Origin of the sequence: Mesorhizobium sp. M2E.F.Ca.ET.209.01.1.1 (assembly GCF_004010375.2) — a bacterium.
Taxonomy (GTDB): domain Bacteria; phylum Pseudomonadota; class Alphaproteobacteria; order Rhizobiales; family Rhizobiaceae; genus Mesorhizobium.
Genome location: NZ_SADP02000002.1, coordinates 174,146 through 197,077 on the forward strand (window position 1 = coordinate 174,146; position 22,932 = coordinate 197,077).

Below are 22,932 nucleotides of genomic sequence, written 5' to 3' on the forward strand. Positions count from 1 at the left end.
AGGTTGCCAGGAGCGGGTGGCCTCGTCGACCACGGTGGTGATGTCCTGCGTGGGCGACGCCGCGGCCCCGGCCTACAAGCGCAGCCGTCGCGGCGAGCAATTCTAGGAAATGTGGGAACGGTTTTGCGCCGGGAATTGCGTAGAAACAAGAGTTAGGGCGGGTTACTGTTTACGTGAAACGGTGAACCGCACTAGGAACGCAGGTTCTTCAGCAGCGGCCAGTTTAAGTCCCTTTCCGACATCGCGGTCGGCATCAAAGGCCAGTTTATCGAGAAGGCAGGGTCGTTGTAGCGCAGGCCCGTCGATGCATGCGGCGTGTAGAACTGAGACATCAAGTAGGAGACTTCGGCATCATTCGTGAGGGTCTGAAGCCCATGGGCGAATCCGGCAGGGATGTAGACCTGACTCATATTCTCGGGAGTGAGCTCGAAGGCGAGCCAATTGTGGTGTGTCGGCGAGCTCGGGCGCAGGTCGACCACGACGTCGAAGATCGCGCCGCGGACACAGGAAACCAGCTTCACCTCCGCGTATGGCTCCTGTTGATAATGCAAACCGCGCAACGTGCCTCTTTTGACCGAATGTGACCGGCTGTGCTGGACAAAGCGTGTTGCAAGCCCGCAATCGGCCATCTCCTTTTCGCAGAACAGGCGCGTGAAGGAGCCGCGGTCGTCGACAATGGGCGTTGGCTCGATCAGCCAGACACCGCTCAGCTTCGTCTCTGTGAATCGCATGTCGACCTTGGCTTCGAGGTGGCAAAGACAGCCGATCGGATTGTCGATAGCGCGTGCCTGGGCTGGAAGAGCTACCAAAGCCTTATCGGAACCTCCGATCGCGGTACGCCTGACCAATCGCACTACCCCTTCGATGGGTTGGCCAGGGCGATGGCCCGCGCGGTTTCTCCATAAGGCTTAGGGCGCCCAACGGATTGGCAAGTCGAAATCTGCAACCAGTCATCTAAGTTGTTTTTATCCAACTGGGGAGACGCGGCAGGCGCAGGTTCATAGTCAGGCCACCGCGTTTCCTTCTTCAATTCCATCGGGCCGGAGCAGGAAGGAACATTCGGGCGATCGAAGTCGTCCGCGATCATGACATGAGGCGCCGGCCGGTCGGCTGCCGGCTCCGCGGATCGCATCTGCGCCACACGCCGGTCGACGGGCTTCTCAGCGAGCACTTCGGGACGCAGCGCTCCAAGGACTGGTTCGACCGCGAGACCTTCTTCGGGCTTGCCAGGTTGCGCTGTATGGAATGCCGGGCACCGGAGCATTTCGCGGAGGCCTTCACGCTCCGAAAAGCCAGAATTTTTTAGCGGAACGCCCACCAGAAAAACCAACGGTGGATGACGAGCGAAAGGGCCTTGAACGTACCCGGCGATCTGCTAACAACCTTACCGTCGTCCCAATTAGGACGACGTTTGCAGCAAAGACGGACAAAAAAGACCCTATTCAAGCCAGACGCATTTCTTGCCGTGCGTGTCGAGTTCGGAGGGGACTCTTCAAGGTGAGCCAAGCCGCATTTGCTCCTGGATTTTCGCTCGACGAAGCTCGAATCGCAACGGTCGCGGGCGGAGAATCCGGTGTTCTGGTCTGGAAGTTCGGCCAGCTGGTCGCAATCCTCACCCAGATCGATGAGGAAGCCTATTCAACGAAAGGCAAATGGTTCCTCGAGACAGGTTTCGGACTGCTGAGCGGACTGCATAAGAATTTTGATACGATCGAGGAAGCCGTAAGTTGGGTGGGTCAGCACACCTTTCCTGACCTAATCCGCTCTTCGGATTGATAGGCGGACCCGGCGGCGGCGCCGTCCAAGGTCTCAGCCTCGCTTGTGGGGTGCGGAAGATTCCGCTCCAGCGAGAGGCCAGCATGATCTGATCTGCGCGGAAATCGCTGGAACGGAAATCGTTTGGTTCACTTCTCGGCCGGAGTCCCTTCCGTGAAGAGATCGTTGACCTTATAGGCGACTTCCGTGCGATTGGTCGCCTTCAGCTTCTTCATGATGTTCCGGATGTGCACCTTCACGGTGCTCTCACGCAGGTTCAGTTCGTAGGCGATTATCTTGTTCGCCTTCCCACGCCGGAGCGCCTGGGCGACCTCGGTTTGCCTCATCGTGAACAACCTCGACAAGGGCTGCGTGTCGCGGTTGTCCGAGCCGATCAGATGCCGCATGGAAAGAACGCTGCTTGCCGGCACAAAGATGCCGCCGGCCGCTGCAAGGTTGATCGCCTCGACGCATACATCGATGCCGACCGAGGTCGGAATGTAGCCTCGTGCGCCGCATTCGAGAGCTGCCAGTATCTGCGCAAGGTCTTCATTGTCGGCCAGGAGAACCACGGGAACCGACTGGAACTCAGATGATATGCGCCTGATCTCTTCTGCCGTGGGGTGATCAGTGACCTTCCGGCCGCCGAGGTTGAAGAGTATGGCGACCAGCGGCGGTGCCGAACTCTTCTTTATGCGCCATTCTTCGATAGAGCCCATGGCGGCGACCGCCATGCCCAGTTTGTGATCTACCAGGGCCGACGCTAGACATTCTCGGTCCAAGGCCCGACCGTCCAGTATGAGAAGGCATTCCTTGTCAGGAGCTGTTCCGTTGCTCGGAACACTTGGCTGACTTGAAGACGCGTAATTAGGTAGTCCTGCTGAAGAACTCATATTACCCACCCTTTTGCACACGTGCCGCGTTCCGGCGGCCGCCATCCCTCTTATTTCACGAGTTGGAAAAAATCCCGCGCCGTCTTAGGCTGGATCGTTCATTCCCCAAAGCGGTCCTGCCTACCCCGACAAGGACCCGCCAACCCCAGTCTAAGGCTGAATTATTAGGGGTCGCTAACTTAGGTTAATTTTTGGTAAATTTGAATAAAAGGGGAAGCGGGCGGCAACCCGGCACTTGTTCGCGGACACGCCCAGTATTTGTCGCCTGACGCCGGAAGCGATCACGGTCCTGAACGATCAATCTAGCTGAGATATTCCTTTTCGAACCCCGCCAGTTTGATAAGGTTCTTGCGGTTGAGCATCTCCACGTGGCCGGTTTTGAACGAGACGAGTTCGGCCGTGCGGAGCTCGCGCAATGTCCGGTTCACGTGAACGGGGGTCATGCCAAGAATGTCTGCCAGCTCATTCTGGGTTAGTGGACAATCATATCCCCCCTCGGCCGAAAGGCCGACTTTGGTGAGTCTTTCCTCCAGCTCTAGCAGGAAATGAGCGGTCCGGCTCATGGCATTGCGCCGCCCGACGTTCACAAGATGCTCGGCAACAATGGCGTTTGTCCGCGCCAGGGAGCGGGCGATCTTCCTGCCGAAACTTCCTTCCGACAAGATGAGATCAGTCAGGGCCTTCCTTGGTATTGGGTAGACAGCAGCGTCGGTTATAGCGGCTAGCGAAGCGAAGCGAGGTCCGGGCACGGAACGGAAGCCGACAATGTCGCCTTGAAGAGGCGTGTCGATGATCTGACGATCTCCGTCGGGCAGTCCGCGATAAAGTAACGTCCAGCCCGACTTGATAATGAATATCGTGTCGTCTTCGTCATCCTGACGGCATAAGATCGAATGGGGTTTGTAGGGTCTTGCGGCAATCCCGAGGATATTATTGATGCCCCATATAGCCTGTGATGGCGTCCCCCCAAGGGGACGCGGCGCTGGGTACTGCGACAGCGTTTGCATGGAGACCGCCCGAGTTTCTCCAAATCCACCACAGCCTACAATAATTAACTTTTGAAAGCCAGATGTGAGCCGGCTCACAGAGAAGTCCCATTATGATTGAAATCGACAGAAGTTTCTCCTCAATGCTGCAACGAGTCGAAGTTCCGTTTCGGGCGCCCAAGAAATTGAACGCCGACGTCCTCCCCGAAGAATCGCGTGGGCTGTTCAGGCTAAGAGCAATTCCAGGAAAAATGTGAGCGGTTTTCCGTCCGGAATTGCTAAAAACAAAGGGATAGAGCGGTTCGCCGTTTCCGTGAAACGGTGAAACGCTATAGGCGGGATTTATCTCCGCACTTTCGCGTGCAAGCGGTTGTCGGCCGTTTGTTGAAGGTCGCTACCGGATTTGTCCGCAAGGCCTGAGAATGCGAGACACAAAGGAATGGGTTCATTTCATACGCTGCCTTTGCGCGCGCATGATGACGTTCGGCCTTCAGGCGTTCCCCCGGGGGGCGGCCTTACTCAGCCATTGAGGATCGACTTCCGTATCTTCGGGGTCGTTTTCGGCTTCGAACGCATCGATCAGCGTTTTTGCGGCTCTGCTCGCGATGTGTGACTCCGAGCACTTGGCTTGAACGGCTCGGGCCCGGTCGTAAACTTCCTTGAGCTGTTTTATCTCCTTGTGCCCCAGCGTTCCTCGCGTAGCATGCTTAGTCATATCGCTCCTCCTTGTGCTGGAACGCCAACCAATCCCCCGCCTGGGCCAGAATTACGAATGCGCGATTGTGATCGCCCTCGATTAGTTCAGCCACGCACGGGTGGGGACCTATCCCGGGGATCGCCGCACCTGCGCAAGCGATGAGGCAGATCACTTGCGCCGCGGCCTTCATTGACGGACAAAACCAACGCGTTCGGTTTTTTCGGTTAGTTGCTCCCGGATTTTGCAAGCACATTCAGCACTGGCATCCAGAGGGCCGACCCGAGTCAGGAATCGAGCTTACATCGGAGCGAGGCCGTCAGTACACCCGTCCTCATTAAGCTCTATTGGGTACCGCGGGGGCGATCCTCCACAAAGTCCTTCGGAAGGGGGCTTGCCGTCATCCTACCGCTGCCGGAGGATCGGCTACTTCCTTTGGAGCACTTGTCTGGAACGCTCGTCTGCCGAAGTATACAATCTGAGGCATCACCTCTGGGTGAGACAACCGGAACCGCCTCTGGAGGCTTTGCGGCGTCGAGTTGACAACTTTGCGCGAAAGGCCGCTCCATTGGCGCTCATTTTTTGCCGCGGCCTGTTGATTATCGGCCTGCTGGCGTCGCTTCTTTCGCCGGCTATCTCGATTAGGCGACAGGCAATCTGCGAGCGATGCAGATCGTGTTCGTAGCCGCCATGACCCAGAACAACGTTCGCTATGATGTTGGATTTGGGTTCGCCAGATCATACGAGAGAATACGAAAGAAACGGGTTGGCGAAGCAGCCGGAGGTAGCGAACCTCCGCGCATCACTTTGATTTTGTTGACTTACGGTGGGCTGCTCAGGGCTAACGGCGTCGAATGCGCGCTGCGCTGAAGCCCGCTTCATCCCAACTCCGCTCAAACATAAGGATTGGGGAAGTCTTGATCGGCTGAGCATGAGGACCTAACGCTCATCGTGATCATCAGGCGGACCAACGCATACGCGCTCAATAATCCCTGTGGGCAAGACGAGCCGTTCTGAGGTGCGCATTTCACCTTTCAAACGGCGCATGAGAAGTTCCGCGACGCTTTTGCCAAGTGCATGGGCATGCTGACTGCCAGGCATGCTCCAGACCGGTCAATGCGGACGACGCGCCGCCGTAGTGGCCGTGCTGGTCAACCACAGAATGACGAAGTCGCCACGAAAGACAAACCAGCTTCGGGGTCAATCATAATGCCACCGTCTTTATTTGTATCTGATCTGCTGATACATAACGCCGTGTGACGAGTGCGGGGCGATATGTCGAATGAAATCATGGTTGTCGATCCGCTTGAGCGGCTCGACTTGTTGAAGAGCCTCGCGAGCGAGGTCCGGGTCCGGATTCTCGATCTGCTGCACCGCAAGGGGCCGAAAAACGTCAATCAGGTGGCCGAAGAACTGGGGCTGCCGCAATCGACGATTTCCGCCAACATCCAGGTTCTTGTCGATGTCGGTTTGATCGAGACGAAATCACAGAAGGCGCGCAAGGGAAGCCAGAAGGTTTGCTATTCGACCTTCTCTGAGTTGGTTGTCGTCTTCAAGGACCGCGCCCCGGCGCAGGATCTCGGCGTCATAGAAGTGGCGATGCCGCTTGGACTCTATACGAGATGCGAAGTCTCCGCTCCCTGCGGCCTGTGTTCAAAGGACGGCGTCATCGGACTTCTCGATGTGCCCGACACCTTCCTTGATCCTGACCGTATGCGGGCAGGGCTGCTGTGGTTCACGCGCGGCTTCGTCGAATACCAGTTTCCCAACAATGCGACGCTTGCCAATGCCAAAGTCGGCGGGTTGGAACTGGCGATGGAGCTTTCGTCGGAGGTGCCGGGCACGTCGAAGGATTGGCCATCAGACATCACGGTAGCGATCAACGGACACGAGATAGATACCTGGACGGCGCCAGCCGACTATGGGGACAAGCGCGGCAAGCATACGCCCGGCTGGTGGAAGCTGGCCGGATCGCAATATGGTGACCTCGCACACTGGCGCGTCACGAACAATGGCACCTATCGCAACAATGAGAAGGTTTCCAAATGCTCGCTGGCTGATCTGGAGCTCGGGCGGCACCGCTCGATCCGGATACGAATCGGCGTGAAGGAAGATGCGCGTCACCCCGGCGGCATAAATATCTTCGGCAGCGGCTTCGGCAACTACAGCAAAGACATCGTTCTGCGCCTGCTGAAGGCTTGAGGGCATCTTAAAGCGTCGCGCTGAACCGGATTCAGGCGACGCGCTTTAAGTCCTTGTTGTGATGCATGTCGTTGTCCCAGAACCGCGCACACTTCTGGGCGACATGCATTAGGCCCTTGACGGGCGAACGAACTCCGCCATTAACTGATCCAGAGACCCGGATATAGACCGGAAAGTCAGATTGACAATCCGCAGTGGGAGGGATCATGAGGGCCAGAGTCACGGCGAACGCCGCCTATGCCGTCGCGGATATCGACAAACGTCTTTACGGCTCCTTTCTCGAGCATCTTGGCCGGGCGATCTATACGGGCATCTATGAGCCCGGACATCCGCGAGCGGACGCACAGGGGATGCGCAAGGACGTGATCGAGTTGGTGCGCGCGCTCGACACTCCGATCTGCCGCTACCCGGGTGGCAACTTCGTGTCGGCCTACAATTGGGAAGACGGCATAGGCCCAAAGGAGAACCGCCCGCGGCGGCTCGATCTTGCCTGGCGCACCACGGAGCCGAACCTGGTTGGAATCCACGAATTCGCCGACTGGGCCGAAAAGGCCGGCACCCAGATGATGCTTGCGGTCAATCTCGGTTCCCGCGGCCTCGACGAGGCGCGGGCCTTCGTTGAATACGTCAACCACCCGGGCGGCAGCTACTGGTCCGACCTCAGGGCCAAGAATGGACGCGCGCAACCCTGGAACTGCCGCCTCTGGTGTCTCGGCAATGAAATGGACGGCCCCTGGCAGGTCGGCCACAAATCGGCGAGCGAATACGGCCATCTCGCCAACGAGACCGCCAAGGCGCTGCGCGGCCTCGACCCGACGGTGGAACTGGTCGTCTGCGGCTCGTCGCACTCCAATATGCCGACCTATCCGCAGTGGGAAGCAACCGTGCTGGAAGCGACTTACGAGCAGGTCGACTACATCTCCCTCCACATGTATTTCGAGAACTACGAGAAGAATACGGCCGAATATCTCGCTCTTCCAGCCAAGCTCGACCGCTACATCGGCACGGTCTCCGGCATCATCGACTACGTGAAGGCCAAGACCCGCTCGAAGCGGGACGTGAAGATCTCCTTCGACGAGTGGAACGTCTGGTACCATCAGCGCAAGCAGGACGCCGAGCGCATGCGTGGCTGGGACTGGCCGGAAGCGCCTAGGCTTCTCGAAGACATCTACAATTTCGAGGACGTGCTGCAGGTTGGCTGCATCATCAACACCTTCATCCGACGGTCGGATATTGTTCGCATCGCCTGCATCGCGCAGTTGGTGAACGTTATCGCGCCTATCATGACCGATCCCGGCGGCAGCGCCTGGCGGCAGACGATCTACTGGCCTTTCATGCTGGCCTCCAGGCACGGCCGCGGCACCGCGCTGCAACTCGCGGTCGAGGTACCCACCTATGACGCAGCCGCGGCCGACAAGGTGCCGTGGCTCGACATTGCAGGCGTGCACGATTCGAACGCCGGCACGCTGACCTTCTTCGCCATCAACCGACATGGATCCGAGACGATAGAGGCCGAAATCGCCCTCGAGCGGTTCGCCGCCAAGTCCATCGAGCATACGATTATCCGTCACGACGATCTCGAGGCCTGCAACACGAAAGACGCGCCGGACAACGTATCGCCGGCCAAAGGCAACGGGGCAGCGCTCAGCGGCAGGGGAATGACACTGAACTTGCCGCCGCACTCCTACTCGATGGTGCGTGTGACGCTCTGATTTAATATCCGATTGTCAGATATATACCGTAAAATCCGTTGCGGGCGGATGGGTTTGGTGTAGCATTGAAACGTTCAAGGCGGATCTAACCGCCGTGCTCGGGAGGAAGCTGAGATGAACTTTCGCAGGATGATGGCCGTTGCGGTGGTTGCGGCCGGAGGATTCTGGGCCGTCGCGGCTCAGGCCGAAGAAACCGTCATATGGTGGGATTTCCTCGGTGGCGGCGACGGTGTGCGCATGAAGCAGATGATCGCCGACTTCAACACCGCCCACGCCGGCAAGATCAAGATCGACGCCACGACGCTGGAGTGGGGAACGCCCTTCTACGCGAAGGTGCAGACCTCGGCCGGGGTCGGTGAGGCGCCAGACGTCATGACCTATCACGCCAGCCGCATCCCCTTGGCGGTGAGCCAGGACATTCTCGAAGAAATCACCGCCGACGACATGAGCAAGATGGGCCTCTCGGCCTCGGACTTCAGCAAGACGACGATGGACGCCGTGACGGTCGACGGCAAGCAATACGCAGTGCCGCTCGATACCCATCCAATCGTCCTTTACTACAATCGCGACCTCCTGAAGAAGGCAGGCGTGCTCGGCGCGGACGGCCGTCCCATGGGCATGAAGAACAAGGAGGAATTCACCGCGACACTCAAGAAGTTGAAGGATGCCGGCGTAGAGTTCCCGCTGGGCAGCGTCACCGCCGACGGCAACTTCATGTACCGCACCATTTATTCGCTGGTGTGCCAGCAAGGCGGCGAGCTTCTGACGGGCAACGAGTTCCTCGCCGGCGACAATCCCGAAAAGCTGGAGAAGGCGCTTGCGGTTCTGCAAGGGTGGACGAAGGCAGGGCTGCAGTCGACCTACACGGACTATCCCGCAACCGTCGCTCTCTTCACCTCGGGCAAGGCCGCAATGATGATCAACGGCGTCTGGGAGGTTCCCACGATGACCGACCTGGCCAAGCAGGGCAAGCTGTTCGACTGGGGCGCCGTCGAGATCCCGGTGATCTTCGATAAGCCATGCACCTATGCGGACAGCCACTCGTTCGCAATCCCGAAGAACAAGGGCAAGGAGATCAGTCCGCAAAAGCGTGCCGCCGTCCTCGAGGTGATCTCATGGATGGACAAGCACTCGCTGTTCTGGGCCACGGCAGGCCACATCCCGGCCTACAAGGCAGTCACTGAAACGGCCGAATACAAGGCAATGGAGCCCAATGCGACCTACTCGACGCTGACGGCCAACATGATCTTCGACCCGAAGTCGACCAAGGCCGGTGTCGCCGGGCCGATCTTCGACATCATGTCCAATTATTTCGTGCCGACCCTCAACGGAGAGATGGACCCGGTCGACGCGGTGAAATCCATCAAGGAAGAGCTGAACGGCATGTAGAAACTCAAAGGCTGGGACAATCCCGCCCGGAACGGTCCCAGCCTGTTTGAGGAAAAACCATGCTTCGCAACTCCCGCACTGAACGTCTTGTCGCGCTGGTGCTGGTCGCTCCCTTCCTGGCGATCTACCTGCTGGCGTTCGTCTATCCGACGGTTCAGATGTTCCGGATCTCCTTCACCGATGCGCCCCTGATCGGCGCGGGCCAGTGGGTTGGTCTCGACAACTACCTGCGCCTTGACAACGACCCGATGTTCCGGCGAGCGCTTTGGAACACCGCTTACTTCGTGCTGATGACGGTCGTCCCCGGGACGCTCATCGCGCTGTTGATCGCTCTAGGCGTGTCGCGCCTCAAGGGCCGCTTCCAGTCAATCGTTCTGGCGCTTTTCTTCCTGCCCTATATCCTGCCGGTGTCGGTGGTTTATCTGATCTGGGACTGGACGCTGAACTTCCAGTTCGGGATCGCGATGCATGTGCTGGACTGGCTGGGCATCCCGCGCGTGCCGGTCTTCAAGTCGCGCGTCTGGTTCTTGCCGGCTGTGGCCGGAGTGACGATCTGGTGGACCGCGGGCTTCTCGATCCTCCTCTTCCTCGCCGGACTGCGGTCCATACCAGCGGAGATCTACGAAGCCGCGGCGCTCGACAACTCGACGCGATGGACCACGTTCCGGCGTATCACCTGGCCGCTGCTGTGGCCGGTCACCTCGCTGGTGTTCACCATCCAACTGATCCTGCAGCTCAAGATCTTCGACCAGGTCTATCTGTTCTCGATCGGCGGCCGGCCGAACGACAACATGGTGCTCGTCTACTACGTCTTCCAGAAAGCCTTCCAGCAGAACCAGGGAGGCAGGGCGGCGGCCGTCGCCGTCACCCTCTTCGTGCTTGTGGTCGTCGTCTCGGTCCTGCAATTCCAGCTGCTCCGGTTCGCCGAAAGGCGGCGCCGATGAACGCCATGGCTGCGCAACGCTGGAACTTTTGGAGCGGGATCATCACGGCGCTGACGCTCGTCTGGGCCGTCCTCTGGGCGTTCCCTCTCTACTGGGGTGTGATTTCATCGCTCAAGCCAGACGACGAGGTCGTTCGGCCGTACATCGAACTCTGGCCCCAGACGCCGACGCTGGAGAACTACATCAGCGCCGTGACCACCACGCAGATCGGCGCCTGGTACGTCAACTCGGTGGCGGTCGCGATCGGCGTAACGGTCATCACCATCTTCATCTCGATGCTGTGCGGCTACGCGATCTCGCAGCTACGGTTCCCGGGGCGGATCGCGCTATGGTGGCTGATCCTTGCCTCCTTCATGGTGCCGATCTCAGCGCTTATCATCAATCATTTCGTGCTGGTGGCCAACCTTGGCCTGATCAACAGCTGGGCCGGAATCATGTTGCCGCAGCTTATCCACCCCGTCATTATCATCGTGTACAAGCAGTTCTTCGATCAGGTCCCGAAGGACTTCCGGGAGGCCGCGGTCATGGACAATGCGTCCGAATTCGGGATCCTCTTCAAGATCTACATGCCGATGAACTGGGGGGTAACGACGGCGCTGTCGATCGTCTGCTTCATCTGGACGTGGAACGCTTTTCTGTGGCCGTTCCTTTCGGTGACCCGCACCGAGATGATGACGATCACCGTCGGCATCACGCAGGTCAACGACGCCTTCGGTGTCTACTACGCGCGCCAATTGTCGGCAGCTGTACTGGCCGGCCTTCCGGTGGCACTGGCCTACCTCTTCTTCCAGCGCCGAGTAACCGAAGCAATAACGCTCTCGGCAGGCATCAAGGGTTAAAACACGTCGCGCAGAACCGGATTCAGCCTGATCGGTTCAGGCCCCCTCAGCGCGCGTGCCAGGTCGATCCGTCAGCGGCGAAGAGATGCAGGGCGTCGGTGTCGAACTTCAGCCGAACGACGTCGCCAGGTTTGATGCTCGAAAGCGCGCGATCCTGTGCCGTAACCTGCGTCCCATCCGCGAGCCGCGCATAGACAAGCGTTCGCTCGCCAAGGCGCTCCACAACGGTGGCCGTGGCGGATGTTTCATTGCCCTCGGAGACGACAGTCAGCGATTCCGGCCGCACGCCGAGTTCGCGCCAATCCATGTTGACCCGCGCGCCAGAAAGTCCGACGAGCGATCCATCGGTCAAGCGCGCATTGAGCCTGTCGCCTGAGCCCGAAACCGTAACAGGTAGAATGTTCATCGCCGGAGACCCGACGAAGGTCGCGACGAATCGCGACGCCGGACGTGCATAAACCTCGTCGGGTCTTCCCATCTGTTCTATCCGGCAATCATTGAGAATCACAATACGGTCGGCGAGCGTCATTGCTTCCACCTGGTCGTGGGTGACGTAGATCATCGTCGACTTCAAACGGTGATGCAATTCGGCGAGCTCGACGCGTGTACGGGCTCGAAGCGCCGCGTCAAGGTTGGAGAGTGGCTCGTCGAACAGGAATGCCTTGGGCTCCTTGACGATCGCCCGCCCGATGGCCACGCGCTGTCGCTGCCCGCCGGAGAGCTGCGACGGCCGCCGGTGGAGCAGCGCTTCGATCTCCAAGACACGCGCAGCCTCGGCGATCCGTTGGCGTATGACATCCGGCGCGACCCGAATGTTCCTTAGCCCGAAGGCCATGTTCTCCGCCACCGTCATATGCGGGTAAAGCGCATAGTTCTGGAACACCATCGCAACGTTGCGCCTGCCCGGCGCAAGGTTTTCCGAGCGCACCCCGTCGATCGTCAGCGTGCCCTCGTCAATGCTTTCGAGGCCAGCGATCATCCGCAGCAGCGTCGTCTTGCCAGAACCGGACGGACCGAGAAACACGACCAGCTCTCCTGGCTCAATGTCCAGGCTCACGTCGCGGATCACCTGGACCGCGCCAAAGTGCTTTGATACGCCCGATAGCGCGATTCCCGTCATGCTTGCGATCCTCCTTTCCTGCATAATTTCGGATAAATACCCGATGTCAAGGAATGTGGAGCTACGGCACAACGAGCGCGGTGCCGGCGCCCGGATACTCGTAACCATCATCGAGGCGGTGAAGGCTCAGGGCATCCCTCCGCTATCCCTTGAAACTGTCAGCGGTCCATCATTCGAGATGAGGAATGGTTGAATTTGGCTGCGAAACACAATCCAGAGTCTTCTGATCCGAAACTGTCCTAACCGGTGCGATCGAGCCGGTCCCGCAGCATGCTCCAAGGCAGCAGCATGTTGGGCGCGTAGCGCAGCAGGCCGTGAAAGGGGATCGGCGCCGGCGGCGCGAATGGCAGCGGCAGGTCGCGCCCTTCTGTCCCGGCGGCCCAGTCGGCCAGCACCTTGCCCATGGCCGTGGTCATGGCGATGCCGCGTCCATTGCAGGCACGGGCCGCCATCAGACCTGGGCCGAGGTCGATCAGATGCGGCAGGAAATCCGGTTCGACGGCGGCGATCCCCGACCAGCTATGCTCAAGCGGAGGCAGGTCGGGCAGTTCCAGGCGCTTCGCCAGCCGCCGCCAGATTGCCCGCGGCACGCGCCTCTCGGCGCCCGCGCTCACCACATGCATGCCGCCGCTGATCAGCCGGTTCTGCGCATCGAAGCGGAAGGTGAAGAGATTGCGTCTGGTGTCGGAAAAACCCTGACCGCCGGGCAGCAGGCGCTCACGCGTCTTCGACGGTAGCGGCGCCGTCGCGATCTGGAAAACTCTTAGCGGAAAATAGGTGCGCTGCAGTGTCGGGTTGAGCGCTCCGCCATAGGCGTTGGTGGCGATCAGCACCTTGCCGGCACGCAACGAACCCGACGGCGTCGTCACTGTCCAGCCGTCGGACGAACGGTCGATCGATGTGACACGCGTGTGCTCGAAAATCTGCGCGCCGGCGGTTTCGGCCGCATCGGCCAGTCCGCGCGCGAATGCGACCGGATTGAGCACGCCGCCTGAGCGGTCCATCCAGCTGCCCGCATAGCCTCGCGCGCCGGTCAGCGCCTCGGTCTGCTGGCTGTCCAGCATCACCGCCGGCCTGCCGCGCTCCGCCCATTGCCCGGCGCGGGATCGGATTTTTTCGAGAGCAGCCGATGAGTGCGCCGCTTGTATCCAGCCGTCCTGGACGGCGTCGCAGGTGATGCCATGCCGCTCGATCAGGTTGAACACGAGGTCGGCACTGCCAGCGGCGACCCCGATCAGCCGCTCGCCGCGCTCGGCGCCGAGATGGGCCACTATGGCGTCCGGATCCATCTTGGCGAAATTTGGCACGACGAAGCCCGCGTTGCGGCCCGTGGCGCCCCAGGCAATGATCTCTGCTTCGAGCACAGCCACCGAAAGGCCTTTGCCGGCGGCATGAAGTGCGGTCGACAGGCCGGCAAAGCCGCCGCCGACGACGGCAAGATCGACATCGAGGCTATCTTCCAGCGTTGGTCGGAGGCGGTGGTCGCGGCTGACCGCGTGCCACAGGGAAAGCGCTTCTTGCCGCGCCATTGCGTTCAGGATCCGCTTTCGCTGGCTGTGGCCTTCGTCCGCTTGCCGAAACGCGCCCGCCGTGGCCGCTCACCGAATATGCCGTTCGGCCTGACCAGCAGAATAACGCACAGCATGACGCCGATGGCGACGATCTGCAGGGATGCGGCTCGCGCCTGCTGTTCCGGCGCGAAGAGCACGCTTGTGAGCGCGCCCGAGCCCGCCCATATCGCCCAGACCAGTACGCTGCCCGCAATGGCGCCGGCGTTGCTCCCGGAGCCGCCGACGATCAGCATCACCCAGACCTGAAAGGTGAGGATCGACAGGTAGTTGTCGGGAGCGATGAAGCCGATGAAATGCGCCTGCAGCGCGCCGGCAAGCGCCATGATCGCGCCGCCGACGGCAAAGGCCTGGACGCGATAGAAACGCGCGCTCTTGCCGAGCGAGATCGCGGCGCGCTCATCTTCGCGCAGCGCTTTCAGGACGCGGCCCCACGGACTGCGCGTCAGATGTTCGAGCGCCAGATATGCGGCGAGCGTCACCGCCGAGACAATGGCCAGGTTCGACAGGTTGAAGAGCAGCGGCGTTTCGGCGAGGCCGCCGAAGGGTCGCGGGATGAAGCCGATGCCGAACGGGCCGCCGGTCAGCTTCTGCGCGTTGAGCGCGACCAGTTGCACGACGACCGCGACACCGAAAGTGGTGATCGCCAGATAATCCGATCTGAGCCGCAAGGTGGCGATGCCGGTCAGTGCGGCGGCAACCCCGCCAACAAACATCGCCCCCAGCCAGCCGATGAGGATCGGCAGGCCGAAGCCGCCCAGCCGGGCGGGGTCGTCAGGCGTGGTGAGCAGCGCCGAGGTGTAGGCTCCGATGGCGACGAAGCCGGCGAGGCCGACATTGAACAGCCCGGTCAGCCCCCATTGCAGGTTGAGGCCCAGCGTGACCAGCGAGAAGATCAATGCCGTCGTCAGGAAGAAGGCGCCGTAGCCCACCAGATCGATCATCTTTCACGCACCCCGAAGAGCCCGATGGGCCGCACGACCAGAACTGCCATCAGGATGACGAAGGAGACCGCGGCGCGCCATTCAGCGCCGATCAGCTGTACCGCGCCGGCCTCGGCGAGCCCGATGATCAGGCCACCCAGCACCGCGCCCGGAATGCTGCCGATGCCACCCAGTATGGCGGCGGCGAACATCGGCAACAGCATGTCGAAACCCATCAGTGGACGGATCTGGACCAACACGCCGATCATCACGCCGGCGACGCAGGCCAGTGCCGCGCCGATGACCCAGGTTACGCGCACGACGCTGGCGACGTCGATGCCGGCGATGCGGGCAAGCGCCGGGTTCTGACTCATCGCCTGCATGGAGCGGCCGGTCTGGGTGCGTGTCGCCAGAAGATGCACGCCCAGCACCAGCGCCGCGGTCAGAATGAGGAGCGCGATCTGATCAGGCGTGATGCGGATGCCGAAGCCGACCGGCATCGCGATCTGGATGGCGCGGCTGAAATAGGTCGGGCGCGAGGTGAAGATGAATTCGAGCAGACTTCTGAGCGCCATCGAGGCGCCAAAACTTCCCATTACCGCGATGATCGCCTGCTCCTGCTTGCGCAGTCGCGAGAACAGCACCTTGTCGAGCAGCAGCGCAAGCAGGGCCGTAAACGCCGCGCCGACGACCAGCGCGACGATGAGCGGCCAGCCGAAGGACAAAGGCGCGATCGGCGCCACCTTGCCAAACATGGCGGCAATGGCGCCGACGACGGCCAAGGTCGCATAGGTGCCCCAGGCCATGAAATCGCCATGGGCGAAGTTCGAGAAGCGCAGGATGGAATAGGTCAGCGTCACGCCGATCGCGCCAAGTCCGATCATCGAGCCGGTGAGCAGCCCGTCGACGACGAATTGCAGGCTCATGCCGCGCCTCCCGTCTCGGTGTGCCGTGCGCTGTCCTTATGGAGCGGGCGCTGGCCGAGATAGAGCTCTGCGACGACCGGGTCGTCCCATAGCGTCGAGGCGACCCCCTCGTGCCGCTCCTTGCCCTCGACCAGCACGTATGCGCGATCGCCGATGGCCAGCGCTGCCTTGGCGTTCTGCTCGACCAGCAGGATGGTGACGCCGGACTTGCGGATGACCGAAAGCATCTCGAACACCATCGACACGAATTTCGGCGACAGTCCGGCCGAGGGCTCGTCGAGCACCAGCACCTTCGGATGGACGATCAGCGCCCGCGCCACCGCAAGCATCTGGCGCTGCCCGCCCGAGAGGTTGCCGGCAGGAGTTCGCCGCTGGCGCAGAAGGTCGGGGAAGGCCGCGTACATTTCTTCGATGCGGGCGGGCGCCTGGCGCCGTTCGAGGATGCCGCAGGCGACCTTCAGATTGTCCTCCACCGACATCCGTGGAAAGACATTTTCGGTCTGCGGCACGAAGGCAAGGCCGAGGCGGACCATGGTGTGGGCGGGCGCCGCGGTGATGTCCTTGCCATCGAGCATCACCTTGCCCCGGCTGATCGGGACAAGGCCGGCGATGGCCTTGATCAGGCTCGATTTGCCGGCGCCGTTCGGCCCGAGAACGACGACGATCTCACCCTTGTTGACGGTGATCGAGGCGCCGCGCACGATCGGCACGCCAGGCTCGTAGCCGGCTTCGAGATCGCTGACGTCAAGCACGGCTTCGTTCATGCCGCGCCCCCGAGATAGGCCTCAATGACGCGCGGGTCCCGCGCCACCTCGTCGGCGGTGCCCTCGCACAAGAGCTCGCCGCTCGCCATCACCAGCACGCGGTGGCAAAGCCGCGTCACCATGTCGATATTGTGCTCGATCAACAGGAAGGTGATGCCGCTTTCGTTGATGTCGCGGATGCGGTCGATGATGACCTCGAGCAGCGTGGCGTTGACGCCGGCCGCCGGCTCGTCGAGCAGGATGATCGCCGGATCGGCCATCATCACGCGGGCGAGCTCGAGGAGCTTGCGCTGGCCACCGGAAAGCACCCGAGCCGGTTCGCGCGCCAGGCGGGTCAGCGAGACGAGCTCCAGCAGCTCCGCGGCCTTCTTCGCGGCGGCCTCCTCTTCGGCGGCGACCCGCCACGGCGTGAGGAAATTGGCAAGCAGGCGTTCGCCGGTCTGCCCTTGCGCGGCAAGCATGACGTTCTCGATCAGCGTCAGGTTGGGCAGCGGCCGTGGGATCTGGAACGTGCGGCCGAGGCCACGTCCGATGCGGCGGTGCGCAGCCTCGCCGGAAACGGGCACACCGCCCAGATAGATCTCGCCGCTGGATGGCAGAATGCTGCCGGCCAGAAGGTCGAACATTGTCGTCTTTCCCGCGCCGTTCGGGCCGATCAGGCCCAGAATCTCGCCCGGGCGGACGTCGAACGAGACATTGTTCACGGCAACGAGCCCGCCGAAGCGCCTGACGACGTTTTTTGCCGCCAGCACCGGCTCCTGGGTCTCAGCCCCATGCCGTTTCACTGTGTCTCCCATCAGTCCCTCGGGGCCGGAAGCGTTTTTCGTTTCCTGATTTTGATATGTGATCACACTTGCTTTGATCACGCTAATCAGCTTTAATTTTCTCCGCAAGCCGAAAACGGGCAGGTCGGCCAAAAAGGGTCGCCAGAAAAAAGTCGGGAGCGCATGCACAAGGCAGCCGTGGAGCGGACCAATGACGTTTTCGCCGCGCAACTTGCGCCGGTCGGCCGCGAGACCGTGCAGGACCGCGTCTATTCGGAGCTGCGCCGCGCTCTGATCGGCGGCCTGTTCGAGCCAAGCCAGGTGCTGACCATTCGCGGCCTTGCCGACGCGCTGGTCACCTCGACCATGCCGGTGCGTGAGGCGCTCGGACGGCTGATCACGGAAAAAGCGCTCGAGGCGCTGCCCAACCGTTCGGTGCGCGTGCCGCCGATCACGCTGGAGCGGATCGACGACCTGCTGCGTGCACGCATCCTGATCGAGGGGGAGGCGATCTCGCTCGCCGCAACGCGCATGGGGCCGCGCGGAATTGCGACCGTCGAGGCGCTGCTGCGCGAATGGGACGAGGTCCGGGCGCTGAAGCAAAAGAAGGATGTCGACCGCGAGGTTACGCTCAACCAGAGCTTTCACTTCGAGATCTACCGTGCCTGCGGGTCAGCCGTGCTGATACCGATGATAGAGAGCCTCTGGCTGCAATCCGGCCCATGCATCCGCGTCGCCATCTACGCCTTTTCCGAAGCCGGCGAGGTGGACACCGCGCATTACCATCGCAGCATCGTTGCCGCGCTTGCGGCGCAGGACACACAAGCCGCACGCGAGGCATTGGTGGCCGACATCAGCCGGCCCTTTGCCTTCCTTCGCGACAAGCTACAATCCAAGGCTCGACCGGAGTGAGATGACAAAGGCCGCCCTAAAGATCACCGAACCGCGTTCCGGCCTGTCGGCGACGGCGCTGCTGCTGCCGGAAAAGGCGCCGGACAATGCTGCCTTTCTCTGGAGCTATCTGGAAGCGCCGCGCGTGGTTGCCGGCATCCACGCGATGTGGACCGGTCCTGAAATCTCCTGTCCGGTGCCGCAGCCGCATCTGGAGGGCCAGGCCTACGCCCAGCCCTTGCCGGCCGAGAATGCGACGCTGACGCCCCAGCCCGGTGACATCGTGCTCTCCTATGTGCCGCCGCGCATGTGGGGCGGCAATCCGAACGCGATCTTCGACATCGGCCTGTTCTACGGGCAGGGCGCGCGGCTCTTGTTCCCGATCGGCTGGCTCGCTGGAAGCGTCGTCGCACAGGTGCTGCCGGAGCAGCGGGAACGGTTCGCTGTCGCATGCGGCGTCATTCGCCGCAATGGCGCCTGCGACGTCACCTTCACGCGAGCGGAGATCTGAAAATGGCCGAGCGCGACGACAGTTTCGAGCTCTTCGACCTTCGCGTCGAGGCGGTCATTCCCGAGGGCAAGCCGATCTATTGCGGCGCCAAGGCGGGCGACTATTTCGAACTGAAGGGCGAGATGCTGTCGCTGCCGGCGGGGCAGGGTTTTTCGATCTATTCCATTGCCGCCGTGCTGCCGCTGCTGGCGGCCAAGCAGCGGCCGACGCACGCCAATGACTGGATGACCTCCGACGCCGAAATCGCCTGTCCAGATCCCAACTGCGCCAGCCGGCTCAGGATCGTCAGGGTGGCGAAGCGGCGGTTCAGCCATGCCGAAACGACGGCGGTGCCGCTGCCGGGGGAGACCGAGCACAAATGACCGCCAAGACTTTCGAACTTGCCCAAGGCTACGCCATTTCGCGCGTCATTCGCGGCGGCTGGCAACTGGCCGGCGGCCACGGCGCGATAGACCGCGAACAGGCAGTGGCCGATCTTGTCGCAACCTTCGACGCCGGCATCTTCACCTATGACTGCGCCGACATCTACACCGGCGTCGAGGAACTAATCGGCGCCGCGCGCCTACGGCTTGGCAACGAACGCGGCCTCGATGCCGCCGCCAGGATGAAGGTGCACACCAAGCTGGTGCCCGATCTTGAGCGGCTGGCCGGCATCAGCCGCGACTATATCAGGGGCATCATCGACCAGTCGCTGCGCAGGCTGAAGACCGAGCGAATCGACCTCGTGCAGTTCCACTGGTGGGACTATGCGCAGCCTCGTTATGTCGAGGCGATGGGCTGGCTCGACGAGCTCCGCCGCGAGGGTAAGGTTCGCAATCTCGGCACCACCAATTTCGACACGCAGCGGCTCGCCGAAATCCTGGCGGCGGGCATTCCACTGGTCAGTCAGCAGCTGCAATATTCCGTGCTCGACCAGCGTCCCGCCCAAGGCCTTGCCTCGCTGGCGAAGCAACATGGCATGCATTTCCTATGCTACGGTTCGGTTGCCGGCGGGTTCCTCAGCGATCGATGGCTTGGCGCTGCCGAACCGGCGACGCCGCTCGAAAACCGCTCGCTGGTCAAATACAAGCTGATCATCGACGATTTCGGCGGCTGGGACCTGTTCCAGCAATTGCTGCAGGCATTGAAGACGGTCGGCGATCGCCACGGCGTCGACATAGCCACCGTCGCCAGCGCCTGGGTGCTGGAACAGCCGCAGGTCGCGGCCGTCATCGTCGGCGCCCGCAACCAGGCGCACGCGCTTGCCAATGCGGCAATCATGGACGTCCAACTGAGTCCTGACGACAAGGCGGCGATCGGCGCGGTGATCGCGCAAAGCCCCGGTCTCGAAGGCGACGTCTACACGCTCGAGCGTGACCGCCATGGCCGCCACGGCTCAATCATGCACTACAATCTGAATGCGGGCCGGGTGTGAGCGCCATGAACCAGGAGGCCTCGCTGTTTTCCCGCGCCAGCACCGAGATCGTCGATCTGCACCGCTTCTTCGTCGACTGGTTCGTCGCCGCGCGCGCCGATGCGGTCGACTTCGGTCGCTTCGAAGCCGTGATGGGTGAAGGCCTGACCATGATCGCGCCGAGCGGCGCGGTCCTCGGTCGCGATGCGGTCGTCGACCATGTCAGGCAAAGCCGCGCCACCTGCGATGACGGCTTTGCCATCGCGATCGAGGACATCAGGCCCGGCTGGCAAACCGACGACGCGATCGTCGTCCTCTATGTCGAGGCGCAGCTGCGCGGTGGCAAGCTCAGCCGCCGCCAGTCGAGCGCCGTCTTCACCACCAGTTCATCGGCGCCCAACGGCGTCGAATGGCGGCATCTGCATGAGACCTGGCTGCAGGTGCCGGAACGCTGAAACAGGCTCAAGAGATCAAAGCAAAGCCGAGTAACTCAAGGGGAACAACAATGAGAAACACGATCCTGAAATTCACCACCGCGCTCGCTCTCGTAACGCTGGCCGGCGCAGCGCATGCCGCCGATTGCAAGATCACCGTCGGCCTCGTCATGGAGTTGACCGGCCCGGCCGGCGAATACGGCCAGGCGGGTGCCAAGTCGGTCGAGATGGCTTTCCGCGACATCAATGCCGCGGGCGGCGTGCGCGGCTGCGATCTTGCGACCGACACGCGCGACAGCCAGAGCCAGGGCAATGTCGCGGTCGACGCCGCAACCCAGCTCGTCCAGGTCAAGAAAGTGCCGGTGATCATCGGCGGCATCATCTCTTCGGTGTCGATCCCGATCCTCACCTCGGTCACCGCGCCGGCCAAGATCGTCCAGGTGTCGCCGGCGTCCTCTTCGCCGACGCTGACCGCGCTCGGCCGCGACGGCAAGACCAACGGCATCTTCTTCCGCACCATCACCTCGGATGCGCTGCAGGGCGTGGCCGCCGCCAAATACGCCATCGACAAGGGCTTCAAGAAGCTGTCGATCATCCACGTCAACAACGACTTCGGCGTCAACATGGTGGCCGAGTTCTCGCGCGCCTACAAAGCGCTCGGCGGCACCATCGTCTCCGACACGCCCTACAATGAGAAGCAGTCCAGTTATGCCTCGGAAGTGACGGCGGCGATGGCCGGCGAACCGGATGGACTCTATCTCGTCAGCACGCCGGTCGACGGCGCCACCGTCGCCCGCACCTGGATCTCGCAAGGCGGCGTGCAGAAGTTCCTGCTCAATGACGGCATGAACAGTCCCGACTTCATTGAGTCCGTCGGAGCCGATTATCTCAAGGATGCCTATGGCACGTCCTCCGGCACCAGCCCGACCGCGTCGACCGACTATTTCAACAAGAACTACAAGGAATTCTCGGGCATCGAACCATCGAACCCGGCCGCCGACCGTTCCTATGACGCCGGGGCCATCGTCGGGCTTGCTATCGCCATCGCCGGTTCCGACGACCCGGCCAAGATCAAGGACGCCATGTACAAGGCGGTCGATCCGGCAGGCACACCGATCTATGCCGGCAAGGAGGAATTCGCCAAGGCGCTCGGCCTGATCAAGGACGGGAAGCCGATCCGCTACGAAGGCGTGATCGGCCCGGTCTCTTTCGACAAATTCGGCGATATCACCGGTCCGTTCCGGCTCTGGAAAATCGTCGACGGCAAGGTGACGACCGACGGCGAGATGACGACGGATGACGTCAACGCGCTGCAGGCGAAGCTGCAGTAACGCGGAAATACTCGCCCGGCGGCGATCCTTGAGGTTTGGATTGCCGCCGACCCAACAGGCAATGACTGCGCGCCGCGTTGTGCCGAGCGGCGCTATCTCGTTCCGTCTAGTCTGGCTTGAAGCTGCACCGCTCCAAGTCACGCTGGTTGCGTTTCGCTAGCGCCTCGCTTTGCGCCACGCCTCATACTCTCCACGGGCATCATCGTGCAGCGGATAGTAGCGCTGCAAGGGCGCGCCCTGCATGAGCTTCTCTCGGGAAAACTCTTCCCAGTCATGATGCTTCTGCGCCTCTTCGATGACCATGGGCGCCATCGAGACGGGGACCACCACCGCCCCGTCATCGTCGGCGACGATGATATCGCCGGGGATCACCGTGACACCGCCGCAGGCGATCGGCACGTTGACGGCATTGGGATAGATGCTGGTCTGCACATGATAGTTGGGCGTCCAGCCGCGCAGCCATAGCGGCAGATCGAGCTTCTCGACATTGGGCCGATCGCGCATGCATCCGTCGATGACGATGCCCGCGCCGCCCCGGCCCTTGAAATAGGTCGACATCATATCGCCGAAGACGCCCGACCTCATGTCGCCGCGCGCGTCCACCACCACCACGTCGCCCTCCTGCGCGTGGTAGAGCACATGCCGGTGCAACTGCGTTTCCGGATCGGCATATTCGCCTTCGTTGAAGAGGTCCGGCCGCTGCGGCAGGAACTGCAGCGTCAGCGCCGGTCCGACGATCGACTTGCCGTGGTTCTGCGCGACCGGGCCGACCATATGAGGGCTGCGGAAGCCCATATGGCCAAGCGTGCCGGCAACCGTCGCGGCGCCGATCTCCTTCAGCGCTTCGATCAGATCCTTGGGCGGCCGGGTGATGTCGGTTGTATGCGTCATTG

General features: G+C 61.7%; 25 protein-coding genes and 1 pseudogene. 14 read left to right on the top strand and 12 right to left on the bottom strand.

Annotated features, from left to right (window positions below):
• Positions 1 to 191: 191 nt before the first annotated feature.
• Positions 192 to 731: a dTDP-4-dehydrorhamnose 3,5-epimerase gene (gene rfbC, locus EN852_RS04270; RefSeq protein WP_127875664.1), complete on the bottom strand. Its 540-nt coding sequence runs from the start codon at positions 729 to 731 to the stop codon at positions 192 to 194.
• Positions 732 to 853: 122 nt separating this feature from the next.
• A complete protein-coding gene (locus EN852_RS04275; RefSeq protein WP_127875638.1) occupies positions 854 to 1,087 on the bottom strand; it encodes a hypothetical protein in 234 nt (77 codons plus the stop codon).
• 60 nt (positions 1,088 to 1,147) lie between these two features.
• Here EN852_RS04275 and EN852_RS04280 point away from each other — a divergent pair.
• Positions 1,148 to 1,306: pseudogene (locus tag EN852_RS04280) on the top strand (PIG-L family deacetylase); the annotation flags it as partial.
• Positions 1,307 to 1,497: 191 nt separating this feature from the next.
• A complete protein-coding gene (locus EN852_RS04285) occupies positions 1,498 to 1,776 on the top strand; it encodes a hypothetical protein (RefSeq protein WP_189545705.1) in 279 nt (92 codons plus the stop codon).
• 128 nt (positions 1,777 to 1,904) lie between these two features.
• On the opposite strand, the gene EN852_RS04290 is transcribed toward EN852_RS04285, so the two are convergent.
• From EN852_RS04290 to EN852_RS04300, 3 genes are all read right to left on the bottom strand, one after another.
• On the bottom strand, positions 1,905 to 2,555 hold the full coding sequence (locus EN852_RS04290; protein ID WP_246694188.1) for a response regulator transcription factor: 651 nt from the start codon (positions 2,553 to 2,555) through the stop codon (positions 1,905 to 1,907).
• Positions 2,556 to 2,950: 395 nt separating this feature from the next.
• Positions 2,951 to 3,655, bottom strand: a complete 705-nt coding sequence (locus tag EN852_RS04295; RefSeq protein ID WP_127875636.1) for a Crp/Fnr family transcriptional regulator — start codon at positions 3,653 to 3,655, stop codon at positions 2,951 to 2,953.
• 469 nt (positions 3,656 to 4,124) lie between these two features.
• Positions 4,125 to 4,349, bottom strand: coding sequence for a hypothetical protein (locus EN852_RS04300; protein WP_127866864.1), 225 nt, complete (start codon positions 4,347 to 4,349; stop codon positions 4,125 to 4,127).
• A 1,254-nt stretch (positions 4,350 to 5,603) separates the two neighbouring features.
• Here EN852_RS04300 and EN852_RS04305 point away from each other — a divergent pair.
• From EN852_RS04305 to EN852_RS04330, 5 genes are all read left to right on the top strand, one after another.
• Positions 5,604 to 6,530 (top strand): transcriptional regulator, encoded by a 927-nt coding sequence (locus EN852_RS04305; protein WP_127866865.1) that lies wholly within the window; start codon positions 5,604 to 5,606, stop codon positions 6,528 to 6,530.
• A gap of 206 nt (positions 6,531 to 6,736) precedes the next feature.
• Positions 6,737 to 8,242, top strand: coding sequence for an alpha-N-arabinofuranosidase (locus EN852_RS04315; protein WP_127875635.1), 1,506 nt, complete (start codon positions 6,737 to 6,739; stop codon positions 8,240 to 8,242).
• Between the two features lie 114 nt (positions 8,243 to 8,356).
• Entirely contained in the window at positions 8,357 to 9,631 is a 1,275-nt protein-coding gene (locus EN852_RS04320; RefSeq protein WP_127875634.1) for an extracellular solute-binding protein, read from the top strand.
• Between the two features lie 59 nt (positions 9,632 to 9,690).
• On the top strand, positions 9,691 to 10,575 hold the full coding sequence (locus EN852_RS04325; protein ID WP_127875633.1) for a sugar ABC transporter permease: 885 nt from the start codon (positions 9,691 to 9,693) through the stop codon (positions 10,573 to 10,575).
• Positions 10,572 to 11,414, top strand: a complete 843-nt coding sequence (locus EN852_RS04330; RefSeq protein WP_127875632.1) for a carbohydrate ABC transporter permease — start codon at positions 10,572 to 10,574, stop codon at positions 11,412 to 11,414. The genes EN852_RS04325 and EN852_RS04330 overlap by 4 nt, the downstream gene beginning before the upstream one ends.
• A gap of 46 nt (positions 11,415 to 11,460) precedes the next feature.
• On the opposite strand, the gene EN852_RS04335 is transcribed toward EN852_RS04330, so the two are convergent.
• Positions 11,461 to 12,534, bottom strand: coding sequence for an ABC transporter ATP-binding protein (locus EN852_RS04335; RefSeq protein WP_127875631.1), 1,074 nt, complete (start codon positions 12,532 to 12,534; stop codon positions 11,461 to 11,463).
• Between EN852_RS04335 and EN852_RS04340 the strand changes: the two genes are divergently transcribed.
• Positions 12,533 to 12,727 carry a hypothetical protein gene (locus tag EN852_RS04340; protein ID WP_127875630.1) on the top strand — a complete coding sequence of 65 codons (195 nt, stop codon included), beginning with the start codon at positions 12,533 to 12,535 and terminating at the stop codon, positions 12,725 to 12,727. The genes EN852_RS04335 and EN852_RS04340 overlap by 2 nt on opposite strands.
• 46 nt (positions 12,728 to 12,773) lie before the next feature.
• On the opposite strand, the gene EN852_RS04345 is transcribed toward EN852_RS04340, so the two are convergent.
• The 5 genes from EN852_RS04345 to EN852_RS04365 are packed head-to-tail and all read right to left on the bottom strand — an operon-like array spanning position 12,774 to position 17,512.
• On the bottom strand, positions 12,774 to 14,063 hold the full coding sequence (locus EN852_RS04345; RefSeq protein ID WP_189545708.1) for an FAD-dependent oxidoreductase: 1,290 nt from the start codon (positions 14,061 to 14,063) through the stop codon (positions 12,774 to 12,776).
• 5 nt (positions 14,064 to 14,068) lie between these two features.
• On the bottom strand, positions 14,069 to 15,046 hold the full coding sequence (locus EN852_RS04350; RefSeq protein ID WP_189545710.1) for a branched-chain amino acid ABC transporter permease: 978 nt from the start codon (positions 15,044 to 15,046) through the stop codon (positions 14,069 to 14,071).
• A complete protein-coding gene (locus EN852_RS04355; protein WP_127875628.1) occupies positions 15,043 to 15,951 on the bottom strand; it encodes a branched-chain amino acid ABC transporter permease in 909 nt (302 codons plus the stop codon). Before EN852_RS04355 ends, EN852_RS04350 begins: the two co-directional genes overlap by 4 nt.
• Complete coding sequence (locus EN852_RS04360) at positions 15,948 to 16,715, bottom strand: ABC transporter ATP-binding protein (protein WP_127875627.1); 768 nt, start codon at positions 16,713 to 16,715, stop codon at positions 15,948 to 15,950. The genes EN852_RS04355 and EN852_RS04360 overlap by 4 nt, the downstream gene beginning before the upstream one ends.
• Entirely contained in the window at positions 16,712 to 17,512 is an 801-nt protein-coding gene (locus EN852_RS04365; RefSeq protein WP_127875626.1) for an ABC transporter ATP-binding protein, read from the bottom strand. Before EN852_RS04365 ends, EN852_RS04360 begins: the two co-directional genes overlap by 4 nt.
• A gap of 150 nt (positions 17,513 to 17,662) precedes the next feature.
• On the opposite strand from EN852_RS04365, the gene EN852_RS04370 reads away from it, so the two are divergent.
• From EN852_RS04370 to EN852_RS04395, 6 genes are read left to right on the top strand one after another with little or no spacing between them, the layout of a single operon-like run.
• Entirely contained in the window at positions 17,663 to 18,391 is a 729-nt protein-coding gene (locus EN852_RS04370) for a GntR family transcriptional regulator (RefSeq protein ID WP_127875625.1), read from the top strand.
• Position 18,392: 1 nt separating this feature from the next.
• The gene (locus EN852_RS04375; protein ID WP_127875624.1) at positions 18,393 to 18,881 is read left to right on the top strand and encodes a DUF3830 family protein; all 489 of its coding nucleotides are present in this window, start codon (positions 18,393 to 18,395) and stop codon (positions 18,879 to 18,881) included.
• 2 nt (positions 18,882 to 18,883) lie between these two features.
• Positions 18,884 to 19,243, top strand: a complete 360-nt coding sequence (locus EN852_RS04380; protein ID WP_127875623.1) for a TIGR04076 family protein — start codon at positions 18,884 to 18,886, stop codon at positions 19,241 to 19,243.
• Entirely contained in the window at positions 19,240 to 20,295 is a 1,056-nt protein-coding gene (locus tag EN852_RS04385) for an aldo/keto reductase (protein ID WP_127875622.1), read from the top strand. Before EN852_RS04380 ends, EN852_RS04385 begins: the two co-directional genes overlap by 4 nt.
• A 5-nt stretch (positions 20,296 to 20,300) precedes the next feature.
• Complete coding sequence (locus tag EN852_RS04390; RefSeq protein ID WP_127875621.1) at positions 20,301 to 20,729, top strand: DUF4440 domain-containing protein; 429 nt, start codon at positions 20,301 to 20,303, stop codon at positions 20,727 to 20,729.
• A gap of 50 nt (positions 20,730 to 20,779) precedes the next feature.
• Positions 20,780 to 22,039, top strand: a complete 1,260-nt coding sequence (locus tag EN852_RS04395; RefSeq protein ID WP_127875620.1) for an ABC transporter substrate-binding protein — start codon at positions 20,780 to 20,782, stop codon at positions 22,037 to 22,039.
• Positions 22,040 to 22,195: 156 nt separating this feature from the next.
• Here the strand turns inward: EN852_RS04395 and EN852_RS04400 are convergent, their stop codons facing one another.
• Positions 22,196 to 22,930: a ribonuclease activity regulator RraA gene (locus tag EN852_RS04400; protein ID WP_127875619.1), complete on the bottom strand. Its 735-nt coding sequence runs from the start codon at positions 22,928 to 22,930 to the stop codon at positions 22,196 to 22,198.
• Between the last annotated feature and the right edge of the window lie 2 nt (positions 22,931 to 22,932).

What these genes read in the sequence shown, in the direction of transcription:
- EN852_RS04345 (WP_189545708.1), bottom strand. Translation starts at nt 14,063, where the DNA reads ATGGCGCGGCAAGAAGCGCTTTCCCTGTGGCACGCGGTCAGCCGCGAC.
- EN852_RS04390 (WP_127875621.1), top strand. Translation starts at nt 20,301, where the DNA reads ATGAACCAGGAGGCCTCGCTGTTTTCCCGCGCCAGCACCGAGATCGTC.
- EN852_RS04400 (WP_127875619.1), bottom strand. Translation starts at nt 22,930, where the DNA reads ATGACGCATACAACCGACATCACCCGGCCGCCCAAGGATCTGATCGAA.
- EN852_RS04350 (WP_189545710.1), bottom strand. Translation starts at nt 15,046, where the DNA reads ATGATCGATCTGGTGGGCTACGGCGCCTTCTTCCTGACGACGGCATTG.
- rfbC (WP_127875664.1), bottom strand. Translation starts at nt 731, where the DNA reads ATGCGATTCACAGAGACGAAGCTGAGCGGTGTCTGGCTGATCGAGCCA.
- EN852_RS04295 (WP_127875636.1), bottom strand. Translation starts at nt 3,655, where the DNA reads ATGCAAACGCTGTCGCAGTACCCAGCGCCGCGTCCCCTTGGGGGGACG.
- EN852_RS04370 (WP_127875625.1), top strand. Translation starts at nt 17,663, where the DNA reads ATGCACAAGGCAGCCGTGGAGCGGACCAATGACGTTTTCGCCGCGCAA.
- EN852_RS04365 (WP_127875626.1), bottom strand. Translation starts at nt 17,512, where the DNA reads ATGGGAGACACAGTGAAACGGCATGGGGCTGAGACCCAGGAGCCGGTG.
- EN852_RS04395 (WP_127875620.1), top strand. Translation starts at nt 20,780, where the DNA reads ATGAGAAACACGATCCTGAAATTCACCACCGCGCTCGCTCTCGTAACG.
- EN852_RS04305 (WP_127866865.1), top strand. Translation starts at nt 5,604, where the DNA reads ATGTCGAATGAAATCATGGTTGTCGATCCGCTTGAGCGGCTCGACTTG.
- EN852_RS04325 (WP_127875633.1), top strand. Translation starts at nt 9,691, where the DNA reads ATGCTTCGCAACTCCCGCACTGAACGTCTTGTCGCGCTGGTGCTGGTC.
- EN852_RS04335 (WP_127875631.1), bottom strand. Translation starts at nt 12,534, where the DNA reads ATGACGGGAATCGCGCTATCGGGCGTATCAAAGCACTTTGGCGCGGTC.
- EN852_RS04380 (WP_127875623.1), top strand. Translation starts at nt 18,884, where the DNA reads ATGGCCGAGCGCGACGACAGTTTCGAGCTCTTCGACCTTCGCGTCGAG.
- EN852_RS04275 (WP_127875638.1), bottom strand. Translation starts at nt 1,087, where the DNA reads ATGATCGCGGACGACTTCGATCGCCCGAATGTTCCTTCCTGCTCCGGC.
- EN852_RS04320 (WP_127875634.1), top strand. Translation starts at nt 8,357, where the DNA reads ATGAACTTTCGCAGGATGATGGCCGTTGCGGTGGTTGCGGCCGGAGGA.
- EN852_RS04375 (WP_127875624.1), top strand. Translation starts at nt 18,393, where the DNA reads ATGACAAAGGCCGCCCTAAAGATCACCGAACCGCGTTCCGGCCTGTCG.
- EN852_RS04355 (WP_127875628.1), bottom strand. Translation starts at nt 15,951, where the DNA reads ATGAGCCTGCAATTCGTCGTCGACGGGCTGCTCACCGGCTCGATGATC.
- EN852_RS04360 (WP_127875627.1), bottom strand. Translation starts at nt 16,715, where the DNA reads ATGAACGAAGCCGTGCTTGACGTCAGCGATCTCGAAGCCGGCTACGAG.
- EN852_RS04300 (WP_127866864.1), bottom strand. Translation starts at nt 4,349, where the DNA reads ATGACTAAGCATGCTACGCGAGGAACGCTGGGGCACAAGGAGATAAAA.
- EN852_RS04330 (WP_127875632.1), top strand. Translation starts at nt 10,572, where the DNA reads ATGAACGCCATGGCTGCGCAACGCTGGAACTTTTGGAGCGGGATCATC.
- EN852_RS04315 (WP_127875635.1), top strand. Translation starts at nt 6,737, where the DNA reads ATGAGGGCCAGAGTCACGGCGAACGCCGCCTATGCCGTCGCGGATATC.
- EN852_RS04385 (WP_127875622.1), top strand. Translation starts at nt 19,240, where the DNA reads ATGACCGCCAAGACTTTCGAACTTGCCCAAGGCTACGCCATTTCGCGC.
- EN852_RS04340 (WP_127875630.1), top strand. Translation starts at nt 12,533, where the DNA reads ATGCTTGCGATCCTCCTTTCCTGCATAATTTCGGATAAATACCCGATG.